Source organism: Streptomyces sp. NPDC047085, from assembly GCF_040643735.1.
Classification (GTDB): domain Bacteria; phylum Actinomycetota; class Actinomycetes; order Streptomycetales; family Streptomycetaceae; genus Streptomyces.
Genome location: NZ_JBEYUW010000006.1, coordinates 348,314 through 363,185 on the forward strand (window position 1 = coordinate 348,314; position 14,872 = coordinate 363,185).

General features: G+C 70.8%; 13 protein-coding genes. 9 read left to right on the forward strand and 4 right to left on the reverse strand.

Features of this window, described 5'->3' with window-relative positions; translation table 11 throughout:
- Positions 1-35: 35 nt before the first annotated feature.
- Together ABZ865_RS22865 and ABZ865_RS22870 are read right to left on the reverse strand one after the other, a co-directional pair.
- Positions 36-383 carry a LysR family transcriptional regulator substrate-binding protein gene (locus tag ABZ865_RS22865; protein WP_361233141.1) on the reverse strand — a complete coding sequence of 116 codons (348 nt, stop codon included), beginning with the start codon at positions 381-383 and terminating at the stop codon, positions 36-38.
- A complete protein-coding gene (locus ABZ865_RS22870) occupies positions 380-937 on the reverse strand; it encodes a LysR family transcriptional regulator (protein WP_361233144.1) in 558 nt (185 codons plus the stop codon). Before ABZ865_RS22870 ends, ABZ865_RS22865 begins: the two co-directional genes overlap by 4 nt.
- A 147-nt stretch (positions 938-1,084) precedes the next feature.
- Here ABZ865_RS22870 and ABZ865_RS22875 point away from each other — a divergent pair, with 147 nt between their 5' ends.
- The 6 genes from ABZ865_RS22875 to ABZ865_RS22900 all read left to right on the forward strand — a co-directional run bounded on the left by ABZ865_RS22875 (position 1,085) and on the right by ABZ865_RS22900 (position 7,148).
- Positions 1,085-2,068, forward strand: a complete 984-nt coding sequence (locus ABZ865_RS22875; protein ID WP_361233647.1) for a Dyp-type peroxidase — start codon at positions 1,085-1,087, stop codon at positions 2,066-2,068.
- 2 nt (positions 2,069-2,070) lie between these two features.
- Complete coding sequence (locus ABZ865_RS22880; RefSeq protein WP_361233147.1) at positions 2,071-2,898, forward strand: family 1 encapsulin nanocompartment shell protein; 828 nt, start codon at positions 2,071-2,073, stop codon at positions 2,896-2,898.
- 113 nt (positions 2,899-3,011) lie between these two features.
- The gene (locus ABZ865_RS22885; RefSeq protein ID WP_361233150.1) at positions 3,012-3,524 is read left to right on the forward strand and encodes an SRPBCC family protein; all 513 of its coding nucleotides are present in this window, start codon (positions 3,012-3,014) and stop codon (positions 3,522-3,524) included.
- Positions 3,525-3,612: 88 nt separating this feature from the next.
- Positions 3,613-4,122, forward strand: a complete 510-nt coding sequence (locus ABZ865_RS22890; RefSeq protein ID WP_361233153.1) for a hypothetical protein — start codon at positions 3,613-3,615, stop codon at positions 4,120-4,122.
- 163 nt (positions 4,123-4,285) lie between these two features.
- The gene (locus ABZ865_RS22895) at positions 4,286-6,841 is read left to right on the forward strand and encodes an ATP-dependent Clp protease ATP-binding subunit (protein ID WP_361233156.1); all 2,556 of its coding nucleotides are present in this window, start codon (positions 4,286-4,288) and stop codon (positions 6,839-6,841) included.
- Between the two features lie 19 nt (positions 6,842-6,860).
- Positions 6,861-7,148: a hypothetical protein gene (locus ABZ865_RS22900; protein ID WP_361233159.1), complete on the forward strand. Its 288-nt coding sequence runs from the start codon at positions 6,861-6,863 to the stop codon at positions 7,146-7,148.
- 97 nt (positions 7,149-7,245) lie between these two features.
- Here ABZ865_RS22900 and ABZ865_RS22905 read toward each other — a convergent pair whose 3' ends face one another.
- Positions 7,246-7,710 (reverse strand): GreA/GreB family elongation factor, encoded by a 465-nt coding sequence (locus ABZ865_RS22905; protein WP_361233162.1) that lies wholly within the window; start codon positions 7,708-7,710, stop codon positions 7,246-7,248.
- Positions 7,711-8,356: 646 nt separating this feature from the next.
- On the opposite strand from ABZ865_RS22905, the gene ABZ865_RS22910 reads away from it, so the two are divergent.
- The 3 genes from ABZ865_RS22910 (at position 8,357) to ABZ865_RS22920 (ending at position 13,777) form a co-directional block, all read left to right on the forward strand.
- On the forward strand, positions 8,357-9,751 hold the full coding sequence (locus tag ABZ865_RS22910) for an NAD(P)-binding protein (RefSeq protein WP_361233165.1): 1,395 nt from the start codon (positions 8,357-8,359) through the stop codon (positions 9,749-9,751).
- 103 nt (positions 9,752-9,854) lie between these two features.
- Complete coding sequence (locus tag ABZ865_RS22915; protein ID WP_361233168.1) at positions 9,855-12,182, forward strand: FdhF/YdeP family oxidoreductase; 2,328 nt, start codon at positions 9,855-9,857, stop codon at positions 12,180-12,182.
- A gap of 170 nt (positions 12,183-12,352) precedes the next feature.
- Positions 12,353-13,777: an NAD(P)/FAD-dependent oxidoreductase gene (locus tag ABZ865_RS22920; RefSeq protein ID WP_361233171.1), complete on the forward strand. Its 1,425-nt coding sequence runs from the start codon at positions 12,353-12,355 to the stop codon at positions 13,775-13,777.
- A 79-nt stretch (positions 13,778-13,856) separates the two neighbouring features.
- Here ABZ865_RS22920 and gap read toward each other — a convergent pair whose 3' ends face one another.
- Positions 13,857-14,855: a type I glyceraldehyde-3-phosphate dehydrogenase gene (gene gap / locus ABZ865_RS22925; RefSeq protein ID WP_361233174.1), complete on the reverse strand. Its 999-nt coding sequence runs from the start codon at positions 14,853-14,855 to the stop codon at positions 13,857-13,859.
- Positions 14,856-14,872 lie beyond the last annotated feature (17 nt).

A 14,872-nucleotide genomic window follows, 5' to 3' on the forward strand; every position in this document is an offset into this window, starting at 1 on the left:
GGGAGCCACGTGGGGCCATGACAGGCACGTGAGCCCTACGGCAGGGCGGAATACCCGGGCAGGCGCTCCAGCGCGGCGGCGACATCGGTCCGCCCGGCGATCTCCGTCAGGGCGCGGGCCATGACGGACCCCGGCCGCTGGGCGGTGGTCACCAGCCCGACCGGAACGGTCCAGGCGGGTTCGACCAGCGGAACCGCCCGCATCCCGTGCGGGACGCCGAACACATGGAGCCAGGCGTGCGGCACGACGCTCGCCCAGCGGCCCGTCCTGACCTGGGCGAACAGCGCCGCCACGGAGTCGGTCTCGACGCGGGGCGAGGGGCGTGCCCCCGCCTTCGCGAACACCTCGTCCAGCACCCGGCGCCCCTGCATGGCCTCGGTCAACAGGCACAGCGGCAGCCGTGACGCCTCCGCCCAGGTGGCCGTCTCCCGGTGCGCCACGTGAAGCTTCCGAAATCGCGGAAATCGCCGAAATTGCCCGCAGGATCCGTGGGCAGATAGGTGATTCCGGCGTCGAGCTCGAACCGCTGGAGTCGACGGAGGATGTCCTCCGACCGGAGATCCGTCGCCACCTCGACGGTGACCAGCGGGTGCGCCGTACAGAACGGAGCCGTCAGCAGGGAGACGGCGGCGGACGCGGTCGGGACCGAGCCGATCCGCATCCGGCCGCTCAGCCCGCTGCGCAGCGCCCCGACCTCGTTCTTGAGGGCGTCGCGGTCGGCCAGGATCCGCTGCGCCCACACCACGATGCGCTCCCCTTCGGGGGTGAGGCCCTCGTACTTCCGGCCGCGCCGGACGAGCGGCACGTCCAGCTCCTCCTCCAGCTTCCGGATCCCTTCCGACAGTGCGGGCTGGGAGACATGGCAGGCCTGGGCGGCGCGCGCGAAATGGTGCTCCCGGGCGAGCGCGACCAGATATTCCAGTTGGCGAAACAGCACGTCATGGCTCTACCCGACGGCTCCCCGGAAAGCGCACCGGGACCGCCGCTCCCACTCTTCCGCTCGCCGGCGGGGACGACCGCGCGCCGACAGCCGACAGCGTTTATGTTCGTCGTGCATGCAGCCGATGAGGAGGCAGGATCCGGTATGGAACCCCAGCCCGTTGTCGTCCCGCCGGCCAGGGCCGCATTGTTTCTCGTGGTCACCATCTCGCCGGGCGGCGAGGAGACCGTCCGAGACCTGCTGGAGGATGTCGCGACCCTGAAGCGCTCGGTCGGGTTCCGGGTGCCCGATGCCGAGCTCAGCTGTGTCGTCGGGATCGGATCCGCGGCATGGGACCGGCTCTTCAGCGGTCCGCGACCTCAACACCTGCATCAGTTCGTGGACTTGATCGGCGAGCGCCACCGAGCCCTCGGCACCCCCGGTGACCTCCTCTTCCACGTACGGGGCCACCGCATGGACCTCTGCTTCGAACTGGGCCGGCTCTTCGTCGAACGGCTCAAGGGAGCCGCCACCGTGGTCGACGAAGTACACGGATTCAGGTTCTTCGACGACCGGGACCTGCTCGGATTCGTCGACGGCAGCGAGAATCCCGAGGGCGAGAACGCGGTCGAGTCGGTGTACGTCGGCGACGAGGACCCGGACTTCAAGGGCGGCAGCTACGTCATCATCCAGAAGTACCTGCACGACCTGGAGGCCTGGAACGCCCTGCCGCCGGAGAAACAGGAAATGGTCATCGGGCGGTCGAAGCTGGAAAACATCGAATTCCCGGACGAGGTGAAGCCCGCCGACTCGCATGTCACCCTCAACACGATCACCGACGAGGACGGAAACGAGCTCAAGATCGTACGCGAGAACATGCCCTTCGGAACCATCGGGAAGGGCGAATTCGGGACCTTCTTCATCGGCTACGCCCGGACCCCCGAGGTGACGGAAGAGATGCTGAGGAACATGTTCCTCGGCCGGGAACCCGGCCGGCACGACAGGATCCTCGACTTCTCGACGGCGGTCACCGGTGGTCTGTTCCACGTGCCGACCGCCACCTTCCTCGACGACCTTCCCCCGGCCCCGACGGCAGCCGAGGCACGGGCCGACGGATCTCTCGGCATCGGCGGCCTGAAAGGAGCCTGAGCATGACCACATCCGGCGTCGCGAACAATCTGCACCGGGAGCTCGCGCCGATCACGCCGCAGGCGTGGAGCGAGATCGAGGAGGAAGCCGGCCGCACGTTCCGTCGTCACGTCGCGGGCCGGCGGGTCGTGGACGTCTCCGGACCCGACGGGCCGGAGCTGGCGGCCGTGGGGACGGGACACCTCGAGGGCATCGAGGCACCGGCGGAGGGTGTCTCGGCGTGGCTGCGGGCGGCGCAGCGCCTGGTCGAGCTGCGCGTGCCGTTCAAGCTCGGCCGCGCCGCGGTCGACGACGTGGAGCGCGGCGCGAAGGACTCCGACTGGCAGCCGGTCAAGGACGCGGCGCGCGCCATCGCGTTCGCCGAGGACCGGGCCGTCTTCGACGGGTACCCGGCGGCCGGCATCGACGGGCTGCGCCACCGGACGTCCAACCCCGTGATCGCCCTCCCCGCCGATCCGCGCCACTACCCGGACGCCGTCAGCCAGGCACTGACCACGCTCCGCCTCGCGGGTGTCGACGGCCCGTACTCGCTGCTGCTCGGCGCCGACGCGTACACCGCCGTCAACGAGACGTCCGACCACGGTTACCCCATCGCCGCCCACCTCGGCCGCATTCTCGACGGCACGCTGGTCTGGGCTCCCGCGCTCGACGGAGGCTTCCTGATCTCCACGCGAGGCGGGGACTTCGAGCTGAGGCTCGGCCAGGACCTGGCGATCGGCTACACGAGCCACGACGACACCGACATCGAGCTGTACTTCCGGCAGACGCTCACGTTCCTGGTCTACACCGACGAGGCCGTGGTGGCGCTGAGCCCGGCGGCGGGCGAATGAGCCGCGACCGCGGGAGCACCCGGGGCCACCGGGAGCCGTAGACGATCACGACCTCTGACGGCCGGGGCATCCGCCGTTGACATTATGCAGGCAAACGCCTGCATAATTGAGGCGTGCCCACACCCCGCCTCCACGAGGAGTACGCCATGACCGACGGATCCACGGCCGTGCCGGACTACGTCTACGTCACCTACATCCGCGCGAGCGCCGAGCAGGTCTGGAAAGCCCTGACCGACGCGGACCTGACCGCCCGCTACTGGGGGCACGCCAACGTCTCGGACTGGCAGCCGGGCTCGGCCTGGGAGCATCGGCGCGTCGACGGATCGGGCGCCGTCGACGTCGTCGGCCGAGTGATGGAGAGCGAGCCCCCGACGCGCCTGGTCATCACCTTCGACGACGCCCCCGACATCGCGGCGACCAGGGAACCGTCGGTGGTCACCTTCCTCGTCGAACCGCACCAGGACATCGTCCGCCTCACCGTGACCCACGAGCACCTCCCCAACCGGGAGATGCTGGGCGGCATCTCGCGCGGCTGGCCGGCCGTGCTGGCGAACCTCAAGTCCCTGCTCGAGACCGGCGAGGTCCTTCCGCAGGCGCCCTGGGAGATGTCTCCCGCGCACACCTGAGCCGGCGGTCGCCGCCACCCCGCCGCCCCCTTCCACCTCGCCCCCTTCCACCCCGCGCACGACCGCAGAGAGAAGGCACGAAGACGTCATGGACACCACCACGCTTCGGGACGCCTACCGCGCGCTGCTGGACGCCGCCGCGACCGTCGCGGACTCCGACGGCCCCCACCTCGTCCCGCCGCCCGGCGAGTGGAACGCCGACCAGATCCTGGCGCACGTCTCCCTCGTCAACGCCGCCACCCTCGCCGCCGTCTCCGACATCGCCGCGGGGGCGCACACGACGTACGACAACCGCGTCGCGCTCGACATCTGGACCATCGACCGGCTCATCGCGCTCACCGGCGGCACCGCGGGGCTCCGCGAGCGCATCCGCCTCCAGGCGGACGCCCTGTGCGCACTGGGCGGGCCCCTGCTGAGCGAAGCCGAACTCGACACACCGGTCCCCACCCGGCTGCTCTCCCACGACACCCTCCTCGTCGATCAGCCCATGCCGCTGAGGGACCTCGTCACCGGGCTCGCGGACGTCGAACTGCCCGGCCACACCCGACAGCTCCTCGCCCTCCTGCCGAATGGCACCGAGGCCGAAGCCGCGAACTGACCTCAGCGGTTCGGGGGGCCGCTCGACGACCGTTTCACCTGCGCCTCGACCCCTTCTGCAGAGTCGGTGCCGAGCCGGTGCCGAGCCCGTCCGTGCTCCGGTTGCGGGGCACTGGGCATCGCGGTTCAGTGAAAACCTGGTCCGCCGTGCACCGGGAGCTGCCATGTCGTCGATGTCGTTCGGTTCACCGTTCGGTTCCTCCGATCCCTTCAGTGAACTGTTCAACCGCTTCTTCGGCATGTCCCCGGCCACCTCGCCGCCCGCGGTGCAGCGCGTACCGATCGGACGGCTGCTGACGGAGTCCTCGCAGGAACTCCTCAATCTGGCGGCGCAAAAAGCGGTGGACGACGGAACGACCGACCTGGACACGGAGCATCTGCTCTGGGCCGCGACACAGGTCGATCCCTCGCGCCGGCTGCTCGCCCAGGTGGGGGTGAATCCCGACAACCTCGCGACCGAGCTCGCCGCGGTCCTGCCCCGCGAGGCCAGGCAGCCGTCCGCGGAGCCGGGCCTGACCCCGGCGGCCAAGCGCACCCTCGCCTCCGCCTTCGCCCACTCACAGGCGGCGGGGGTCTCCTACATCGGCCCCGAGCACATCCTCACCGCGCTACTGGACGACGTCGCCTCCGGCGCCGGACGGCTGCTGACCGCCGAGGGGATCGACGGAAAGAAACTGGCCGGCCTCACGGAGCAGGCGGCCCGCACGGAAGCCCCTGCCGCCGAGCGGAAGAAGCCGGCCACGACGCTGGACGAGTACGGGCGCGACCTCACGGAGGAAGCCAAGGCGGGCAGGCTCGACCCGGTGGTCGGGCGTGCGGAGGAGATCGAGCAGACGGTCGAGATCCTCTCCCGGCGCTCCAAGAACAACCCCGTCCTCATCGGCGAGCCCGGCGTCGGCAAGACCGCGATCGTGGAGGGCCTGGCACAGCGGATCGTGGCGGGCGAGGTCCCCGACACACTGAAGGACAAGCGGGTCGTCGCCCTCGACATGTCGGGCCTGGTGGCCGGGGCGCAGTACCGGGGCCAGTTCGAGGAGCGGCTGAAGAAGGTCATCGAGGACGTCCAGGCGGCGAGCGGCCAGATCATCCTGTTCATCGACGAACTCCACACGGTCGTCGGCGCGGGCGCGACCGGCGAGGGCTCCATGGACGCGGGCAACATCCTCAAGCCCGCGCTGGCCCGGGGCGAACTGCACGTCGTGGGCGCCACGACCATCGACGAGTACCGCAAGTACGTCGAGAAGGACGCCGCCCTGGAACGCCGCTTCCAGCCCGTGCTGGTTCCGGAGCCGACCGTCGAGGAGACCGTACTGATCCTCGAAGGCCTGCGGGACGCGTACGAGGCGCACCACCAGGTCCGCTTCGACGACGGGGCGCTGGAGGCCGCGGCCGAGCTGTCCGACCGCTACATCACGGACCGCTTCCTGCCCGACAAGGCGATCGACCTGATGGACCAGGCCGGTGCCCGGGTGCGGCTGCGCAGCGCCGGCCGCTCCACCGAGATCGTCAGCCGCGAGGACCGCATCGCCAAGCTGCGCCGTGAGCTGGACCAGGCGGTGGCGGCGGAGGACTTCGAGAAGGCCTCCACCCTGAAGCGGGAGATCGCCGAGGCGGAGGGCGAGCTGGCCGGGATCGAGGAGCGCCGCGAGGGCGTCGTCACCGTCTCGGCGGCCGACATCGCCGACATCGTCTCCCGCCGCACCGGCATCCCGGTCTCCCAGCTCACCGCCAGCGAGAAGGAGCGGCTCCTCAGGCTCGAGGAGGAGATGCACGCGCGGATCGTCGGCCAGGACGAGGCGGTCACCGCGGTCGCCCAGGCGGTGCGCCGCAACCGTGCGGGCATGGGCGACCCGAACCGGCCCGTGGGTTCGTTCCTCTTCCTCGGTCCCACAGGTGTCGGCAAGACCGAACTCGCCAAGACGCTCGCCGCGTTGCTGTTCGGCGAAGAGGACCGCATGATCCGCTTCGACATGAGCGAGTTCCAGGAGAAGCACACGGTCGCCCGGCTCGTGGGCGCGCCTCCCGGATACGTCGGTTACGAGGAGGCGGGCCAGCTCACCGAGAAGGTGCGCCGGCAGCCGTACAGCGTGGTCCTGTTCGACGAGGTCGAGAAGGCGCACCCCGACGTCTTCAATACGCTGCTCCAGATCCTGGACGACGGGCGCCTGACGGACGCCCAGGGACGCACCGTCGACTTCCGGCACTGCGTCATCATCATGACGTCCAACATCGGCGCGCATCTGATCCTCGATCACAAGGGCGATGTGTCCGAGCTGAAGGACCAGTTGATGGACGACCTGCGGGGCCGGTTCCTGCCCGAGTTCCTCAACCGCATCGACGACATCATCATCTTCCACGGCCTGTCCGAGGACGATCTGTCGAAGATCGTCGACCACCTGCTGGACCAGAGCAAGCGCCGGGTGCACGCCCAGGGCATGAGGCTGGAGGTCACGGAGGCCGCCAAGAAGCTGCTCATCGCACACGGTCACCAGCCGGAGTTCGGCGCCCGTCCGCTGCGGCGCACGATCCAGGCGGAACTCGACAACCGCATCGCCGAACTGCTGCTCAGTGGCGAGGCGGATCCCGGCGACACGATCGTCGCCGACATCGAGCACGACTCCCTGCACTGCACCATCCGCAAGGGCGACGCGGACGCCGAGAAGGCCGCGGAGCCCGGGGCCGCCACCGACAAGCCGGCCTCGGGCACGGCGGCCACGTAGGGACTTTCAGGGAGGATCCATGGGACACCACCACCATCACAAGTCCAACAAGCAGGTCGCGGGCGACCTGGACTTCGGACATGGACGCGGTATGCCGCGGCGCCCCAATGCGGCACAGCTCGACCGGCGCATCATCGAGGACCGCCGCGAGGCGGGCCTGCCCGTCTACGAGCAGCCGAGTCCCGACGCGCAGTACGAGGAGGGACGGGCCGAGGTCGAACGCCAGGTCGACCGCGGCGAGATGGAGACCGGCTCGTTCTCGCGCAGGCAGCGAGCACCCTATCCGCCGAGCCGCTACGAAGACTGACGCCGAACCAACAGGGTCAGCCGGACTCGGCTGACCCAAGACGCTGACCCAGGACGCGCGGTCGCCTTCCCAGGCGCCTGCCGTCAGTCGCCTTCCTTCAGCCGATCGACACCACGACCGCGGACGCGTGCCCCTCCGGCGTGTCGTACCGGACCGTGTCGCCGGGGCGGTGGCCGAGCAGCGCGCTGCCCAGCGGGCTGTGGGACGTGACCAGTTGCTCGTCCTCGGCGTCGGGCAGCTCACCGACGTGGAAGGTGTCCGTCGAGCCGTCCGGGAACCGGACGGTCACCGTGCTGCCCACGCCGACCTCGTCGGTCCGGACCGGGCCCGCCAGGTCCGCCTGGCGCAGCCGCACGGTGATCTGCTCGATCCGGTTGTCCAGCCGCTGGAGTTGATCGGCGCGCCGCAACTCGTCGGCCTCGTCGCCGCGATCGCCCACGTCGTCGTTGTTCTTGTCCCGCAGGGACGCGGCGACGAGTCCGCGCTCCTTGCGCAGGTCGGCAAGCTCGTGTTCGAGCGCGCGACGGGCGTCCACGCTGATCGGCTCGGGGTCACCAGTCATCCCTGCTCCTGTGGTACAGGCGGAATAGCTTGATAGAAAAACGATAATTGTCCGTTTGTGCGGCGTGCCAGTCGGACCACGCCCATGCCCCTGCCCGACCGGCCCGGCCTGCGGTGGAGGAGGCGAACACTCAGAGATACGGTACTTGTGCGCATTGTGCGTATCAGTGCGCATTCACGCGTATTGGTCTCCATCGTGACGTTCCATCCCCCCGCATCCGCAGGAGGTTCCCATGTCCTCGAAGCGACGCCGGAAGAAGAAGGCCCGCCGCAGCCACGCCGCGAACCACGGCAAGCGGCCCCAGTGCTGATCCGCGTCTCACCGCCCTGACGTTCGCCACGCGCGGTGGCGCGGCCCACGGACCTCAGTCGGACGCTGTGCCGTCCGGCTGAGGTCCGTGGCCTTTCTGGTGGCGCGGTGCGCCGGCCGTGCACGCACGGTGACGGTCCGGTGGCTTGCGGGGTCCAGGACTGGACCAAAACTTTGCCCACACCGGCGCGAGTTTCTCGTATGATCGGTAGTCCGCTCATGTGAGCGCGTATATCGGATGAATCCAGCCGCCCGGCGACGACGCCCTACGGCGGCTCTCCGTCCACCGTCGGCCCCTGACGGTCGCGCCCTCACGACTGAAGGGACTCCCCGCGCCGTGACCCCCATACGCCCCACGCCCTCCGGCCCCCGAGCGTTCGTCGTCATCGGCGGGACCAACCTCGCCCGTCGGGTCTGCGCGACGCTGCGGGAACGTGACGACACGGTCGTCCACCTGCTCGAACCGACCGACGGCGAGCTGCGCGCCGCCCTGCGCGACAGCTCCGACGGCGTCGCGATCCTCCTGCACGACGACGTCGCCGCCCTGCGCTACGCACTGGCCGTCGCGCACCTCTTCCCGTGCGTTCCGGTCGTCGCCACGGTCTTCGACCGCACCGTGGCGGACGAACTCAAGCGGCTGCTGCCGCAGTGCGACGTCACGTCCCCGGCGGACCTCGCGGCTCCCGCGCTGGCGGGCCCCTGCGTCGACCCGTCGAACCTCGCCGTGCGACGGGCCGGACGGGGAGTGCGAGCGGTACGCGCGCGGCACGACGCGCCTTACACGGAGGAATGGCATCCGCGCCGGCCGAGGCTGGGGCGCCGCCTGCAGCACATGGCCGGGCAACTGCGGCCCCACGACGCGGGCGCCCGGCTCCTGCTGATCGGCCTGTTCGGCATCCTCGCCGTACTGGCGGGGGACTGGGCCTGGCTCGTCCGCGACGGTCATCCTCCGGCCGAGGCCCTCTTCCACGCCGCCCGCGTCGTCGCCACGGTGGGCCCGGCGACCGCCCCGGAGGAGGCGAGCGGCTACCAGGTCATGTCCAGCGTCGCGATGCTCGCCACCCTCGTCTTCAGCGCCCTGTTCACCGCGGGTGTCATCGAGCGCATGCTCGGACCCAGGCTGATCGGGCTCATCGGGCCCCGCACCCTGCCCCGCTCCGGGCACGTCATCGTCGTCGGCATGGGGCAGGTCGGCATGCGGCTCTGCGTCGAGCTGCGGCATCTCGGCATCCCGGTCGTCGGAGTGGAGCGGGACCCGCACGCCTCGACCGCGCGGCTGGCCCGCTCCCTGGGCATCCCCGTCATGACGGGCCACGGCGGCGACCGGGCCGTACTCGAACGGCTGCGCCTCGGACACGCCCGGGCCCTGGCCGCCGTCGGCTCGGACGATCTCGACAACATCGCGGTCGCCATCGCCGCGCACGGCGTGGCACCCGGCACCCGGCTCGTCATCCGGGCCGGCGAACACGAGGCCATCGCGGAGACCAGGTCCCTGCTGCCCATGGGCACGATCAGGGACGTCACCAGCCTCGCCGCCGCCTATGTGCTGGCCCGGCTCCTGGGGGAGCCCGCCACGGGCGTCGTGGCACACCAGCACGACATCTGTGTGCAGACGGACGAGGACACGTTCGTCCACTGGCCCCTCACGGCCCGCGAGCACTGCCCGCACAGCAACGGGGCCGCCTCGTCGGCGCAGGCCGCACAGCAGGCGGAGCACGCGCGACGGGGATGATCCACGGGCAGGTTTCCCGCCGCGCGGGCGCGCGTGGCGGGGCCTGATCAACCGGCATAGCCTGGCCTAAAGCCTCGTACACCGGGCGGGAAGGGTGAGAGCCGTGAGCACCTTGGGCGACCAGGCGCGGACCCAGGCGGAGGATCAGCTCGAACCCCGGGTCGGTCCCCTTCCCGACGGCGAACCGCACTTCCACCCCTACCACCACCCGGCCGCGGGCTGGGGCGCCGCCAAGAGCGTGACCAAGTTCCTGGTGCGCGAGGGCGCGTTGATGGACGGGCCGCGGGCCATCATGAAGATGAACCACGAGAACGGTGGCTTCGACTGCCCCGGGTGTGCCTGGCCGGACGACACCAAGGGCCTGAAACTCGACATCTGCGAGAACGGAATCAAGCACGTCACCTGGGAGATGACCCACAAGCGTGCCGACCGCGAACTCTTCGCCCGCCACACGGTCGGCGAGATGTCCGAGTGGAGCGACTTCAAGCTCGAGGACCAGGGCCGGCTGACCGAGCCGATGGTGTACGACCCGGACACGGACCACTACGTCCCGATCACCTGGCACGACGCCTTCGAGCTGGTCGGGCGGACCCTGCGCGAGCTGGACGATCCGAACCAGGCCTCCTTCTACACGTCCGGACGGCTCGGCAACGAGGCCACTTTCCTGTACCAGTTGATGGCCCGTGAGCTGGGCACCAACAACCTGCCCGACTGCTCCAACATGTGCCACGAGGCCAGCGGACGCGCGCTGCAGGCATCCCTGGGCACCGGCAAGGGCACCGTCGACCTCAAGGACTGGGATGCCACGGACGCCCTGTTCATCCTCGGCGTCAACGTCGCCTCCAACGCCCCGCGGATGCTCACCGCGCTGGCCGAGGCCTTCCACCGGGGCGCCCAGATCGTGCACGTCAACCCGCTGGTCGAGGCGGGTGCCACGCGGACGATCATCCCGCACGACTTCCTGGACATGGCCACCTTCCACTCGACGCGGACCAGCACCATGAACCTTCAGGTGCGTGTCGGCGGAGACATGGCGCTGCTCCGCGGCATGGCGAAGGCCGTCCTGGAACAGGCGAAGACCGACCCCAGGGCGCTCGACCAGGAGTTCATCGACCGGCACACCCAGGGCTTCCAGGAGTACCGGGAGCTGTGCGAGGCCACGTCGTGGGACGAACTGGAGCGGCAGTCCGGGCTCAGCCGCTCCGACATCCTCAAGGCGGCCCGCGTGTACACGGACGCCGACCGCAGCATCGTCAGCTGGTGCCTGGGCGTCAGCCAGCACGAGCACGGCGTCGACACCGTCCGCGAGATCGTCAACCTGCTTCTGCTGCGCGGCAATCTGGGCCGCGAGGGAGCCGGACCGTCCCCCGTGCGCGGCCACAGCAACGTGCAGGGCAACCGCACGTGCGGCATCGACCACCGGCCGACCGAGGAGTTCCTGGACCGCCTCGCCGAGGTCTGCGACATCGATCCGCCCCGTGAGCACGGGCTGGACACCGTCGGCACCGTCCAGGCGATGCAGCGCGGCGAGATCAAGGTGTTCGTCGGCATGGGCGGCAACTTCGCCCTCGCCGTACCGGACTCCGCGTACAGCTACGAGGCGATCCGCAGCTGCGACCTCACGGTCCAGGTGAGCACCAAGCTGAACCGCAGTCACCTCGTCCACGGCAAGCAGGCGCTCATCCTGCCGTGCCTCGGCCGCACCGAGAAGGACCACCAGCGCTGCGGCGACCAGGCCACCTCGGTGGAGGACTCGATGAGCATGGTGCACCTGTCCGAAGGGATGAGGCGGCCCGCCTCGCGGCACCTGCTGTCGGAGCCCGCCGTCATCGCCGGCATGGCACGGGCCGCGCTGCCCGACAGCGCCACACCGTGGGAGTGGTACATCGAGGACTACGACCGCATCCGCGACACCATGGCGCACGTCCTCGACGGATTCGAGGACTTCAACCGCAGGGTGCGCCTCCCGCTGGGCTTCCGCATCAAGCAGCCCGCCCGCGAACTGGTCTTCCTCACCCCTTCCGGACGCGCGGAGTTCTCCCACGCTCCGCTGCCCGACGTCGTACCGGAGCCGGGCATGCTGGCGCTGGGCACCATGCGCTCGCACGACCAGTGGAACACCACGATCTACTCCGAAAACGACCGCTACCGCGGCATCAAGAACCTGCGCACGCTGGTCTTCATGAACGAGGACGACATGCGCGAACGCGGCATCTCCGAGTTCGACCCGGTCGACATCGTGAGCACGGCCCGGGACGGCACGCACCGCTCCCTGGAGGGCTACCTCGCCATCCCGTACGACATGCCCCGCGGGTGTGCCGCCGGATACATGCCCGAGATGAACGTGCTGGTCGCGCTCTGCGACTACAGCCGCCAGAGCGACCAGCCGATCATGAAACACGTCAACGTCGCCATCACACCCGCCACTTGAGCGGCGCGAACCAACACGACGCGGACACCGCCCTGCTCATGGCGGGACCGGTTCTCTGTTTGGAAGCTCGGGCCCTCCACCGGCAGACTCAGGACCATGAGATCCACGACGCCGCCCCGGGCCCGCCGGAGCGCGGCCACGTCGACGTACGGGCCACTGGACACGGCGTCATGACGTCGGCCCTCGTCGTGGGCGGCGGGCCCAACGGGCTCGCCGCCGCGGCCCTGCTCGCCCGCGCGGGCCTGCGGGTCACCCTCCTGGAAGCCGCGGACGAACTCGGCGGCGGCACCCGCAGCTACGAGGCCATCCTCCCCGGACTGCTGCACGACCACTGCTCGGCCATCCACCCCATGGCCGTCACCTCACCGGCGCTGCGGACCCTGGACCTGGAACGGCACGGCCTGCGCTGGCGGTTGCCGGACATCGACTGCGTACACCCCCTCGACGACGGCAGCGCCGGCGTCCTGCTGCGCTCCGTCGAGGAGACCGCCCGCATGCTCGGCGCCGACGGCCGCCGCTACCGGGCGCTCGTCGAACCGTCGGCGCGGCACTGGGACGCCCTCGCGCACGACGTCATGGGCCCCCTGCTGCGGATCCCCGACCACCCGCTGCTGCTCGCCCGCTTCGGTCTGCCGACCACCCTGCCCGCCACCGTCCTGGCCCGCCTCTTCACCACCCCCCGGGCGCGGGCCCTGTGGGCCGGCGTCGCGGCACACGCGTTCCGGCCCCTCGACCGGCCGCTCACCTCGGCGATCGGCCTCGGCATCCTCACCGCGGGCCACGCCACCGGATGGGCCGTCGCCGAAGGGGGCTCACAGTCCATCGCCCGCAGCATGGAGAACGTGCTGCGGAAGCACGGCGGCACGATCGAGACCGGCGTCCGCGTCAGCGACCACCGGCAGCTCCCGCCCGCCGACGTGACCCTGCTCGACCTCGACCCCGGCCAGGTCGCCGCCATTTACGGCGACCGGCTCCCGCACCGGGTGCGCAGCGCGTACCGGCGCTACCGGCGCGGCCCGGGCGCCTTCAAGATCGACCTCGCGGTCGAGGGCGGCATCCCCTGGACCAACGAGCACGCCCGCCGCACGGGCACCGTACATCTCGGGGGCCCGCTCGCCGAGGTCGTGCGGGCGGAGCGGGACGTGGCGGCCGGACGCATGCCCGAGCGCCCCTTCGTCCTGGTCGGCCAGCAGTATCTGGCCGACCCCGCACGGTCGGTCGGCACCGTGCACCCCGTCTGGGCCTACGCCCAGGTCCCCCACGGCTACGACCAGGACGCCACACCCGCGATCCTGCGGCAGCTGGAGCGCTTCGCCCCCGGTGTCCGCGAACGGATCGTGGGCCAGAACGTCACCCGCCCGGCCGACTTCGCCGCCGCCAACCCCAACTTCGCGGGAGGCGACATCCTCACCGGCGCCGAGACCGTCCCCCGACTCCTCCTCGGCGCCCGCCCCGCACTCGATCCGTACTCCACCGGCCTGCCCGGGGTGTTCCTGTGCTCGGCCGCCACCCCGCCCGGCCCCGGCGCCCACGGCATGTGCGGCGCCGGAGCCGCCGCCGCGGCCCTGCGCCACCTCGGCATCCGCGCCGACTGACGATCGGGCCGTCGCCCGACCGGCTGCCGGGGGCGGCCGGCGGCCTGCCGGAGCACGGGTGGCCGTCCCCGGTGCCGGGTCAGCGGGCGGCGAGCAGCTGGAGCGTGTCGATCACGCGGTTGGAGAAGCCCCACTCGTTGTCGTACCAGGCCACGACCTTGATGTGGCGGCCGTCGACGCGGGTGAGGGCCGAGTCGAAGACGGACGAGGCCGGGTTGCCCGTGATGTCGGCCGACACCAGCGGGTCCTCGGAGTACTCGAGGATGCCCGCGAGCGGTCCCTCCGCAGCGGCGCGGTAGGCCGCCAGCACGTCCTCGCGGGTCACGTCGCGGGCGACGGTCGTGTTGAGCTCGACGATCGAGCCCACCGGAACCGGCACGCGGATCGAATCGCCCGACAGCTTGCCGTCCAGGTTCGGCAGCACCAGACCGATCGCCTTGGCGGCGCCCGTCGTGGTCGGCACGATGTTGACGGCGGCGGCGCGGGCGCGGCGGGCGTCGCGGTGCGGGCCGTCCTGCAGGTTCTGCTCCTGCGTGTAGGCGTGCACCGTCGTCATGAAGCCGTGCTCGATGCCCGCCAGGTCGTCCAGCACGGAGGCCAGCGGGGCCAGCGCGTTGGTCGTGCAGGAGGCGTTCGAGACGATCGTGTGGAGTTCGGCGTCGTACGCGTCGGTGTTGACGCCGAACGCGAGCGTGACGTCGGCACCGTCCGACGGCGCGCTGACGAGCACCTTCCGCGCACCGGCGTCCAGATGGGCGCGGGCGGCCTTGGCCGACGTGAAGCGGCCGGTCGCCTCCAGCACGATGTCGACACCCAGTTCGGCCCACGGCAGCTGCGCCGGCTCGCGCTCGGCCAGCACCTTGATACGGCGGCCGTCGACGACCAGCGTGTCGCCGTCGACGCTCACCGGCCGGCCGAGCCGCCCGGCCGTCGAGTCGAAGGCGAGCAGCCGCGCGAGGGTCGCCGGCTCCGTGAGGTCGTTGACGGCGACGACCTCCAGCGTGCTGTCGCGCTCCAGCAGAGCCCGCAGCACGTTGCGCCCGATGCGGCCGAATCCGTTGATGGCGATACGAGTCATGAGTGGTGTCCCTTCGG

Bases quoted from the DNA above. Each gene is read 5' to 3' on its own strand.
- ABZ865_RS22900 (WP_361233159.1), top strand. From the start codon at position 6,861: ATGGGACACCACCACCATCACAAGTCCAACAAGCAGGTCGCGGGCGAC.
- ABZ865_RS22895 (WP_361233156.1), top strand. From the start codon at position 4,286: ATGTCGTCGATGTCGTTCGGTTCACCGTTCGGTTCCTCCGATCCCTTC.
- ABZ865_RS22880 (WP_361233147.1), top strand. From the start codon at position 2,071: ATGACCACATCCGGCGTCGCGAACAATCTGCACCGGGAGCTCGCGCCG.
- ABZ865_RS22920 (WP_361233171.1), top strand. From the start codon at position 12,353: ATGACGTCGGCCCTCGTCGTGGGCGGCGGGCCCAACGGGCTCGCCGCC.
- ABZ865_RS22875 (WP_361233647.1), top strand. From the start codon at position 1,085: ATGGAACCCCAGCCCGTTGTCGTCCCGCCGGCCAGGGCCGCATTGTTT.
- gap (WP_361233174.1), bottom strand. From the start codon at position 14,855: ATGACTCGTATCGCCATCAACGGATTCGGCCGCATCGGGCGCAACGTG.
- ABZ865_RS22890 (WP_361233153.1), top strand. From the start codon at position 3,613: ATGGACACCACCACGCTTCGGGACGCCTACCGCGCGCTGCTGGACGCC.
- ABZ865_RS22905 (WP_361233162.1), bottom strand. From the start codon at position 7,710: ATGACTGGTGACCCCGAGCCGATCAGCGTGGACGCCCGTCGCGCGCTC.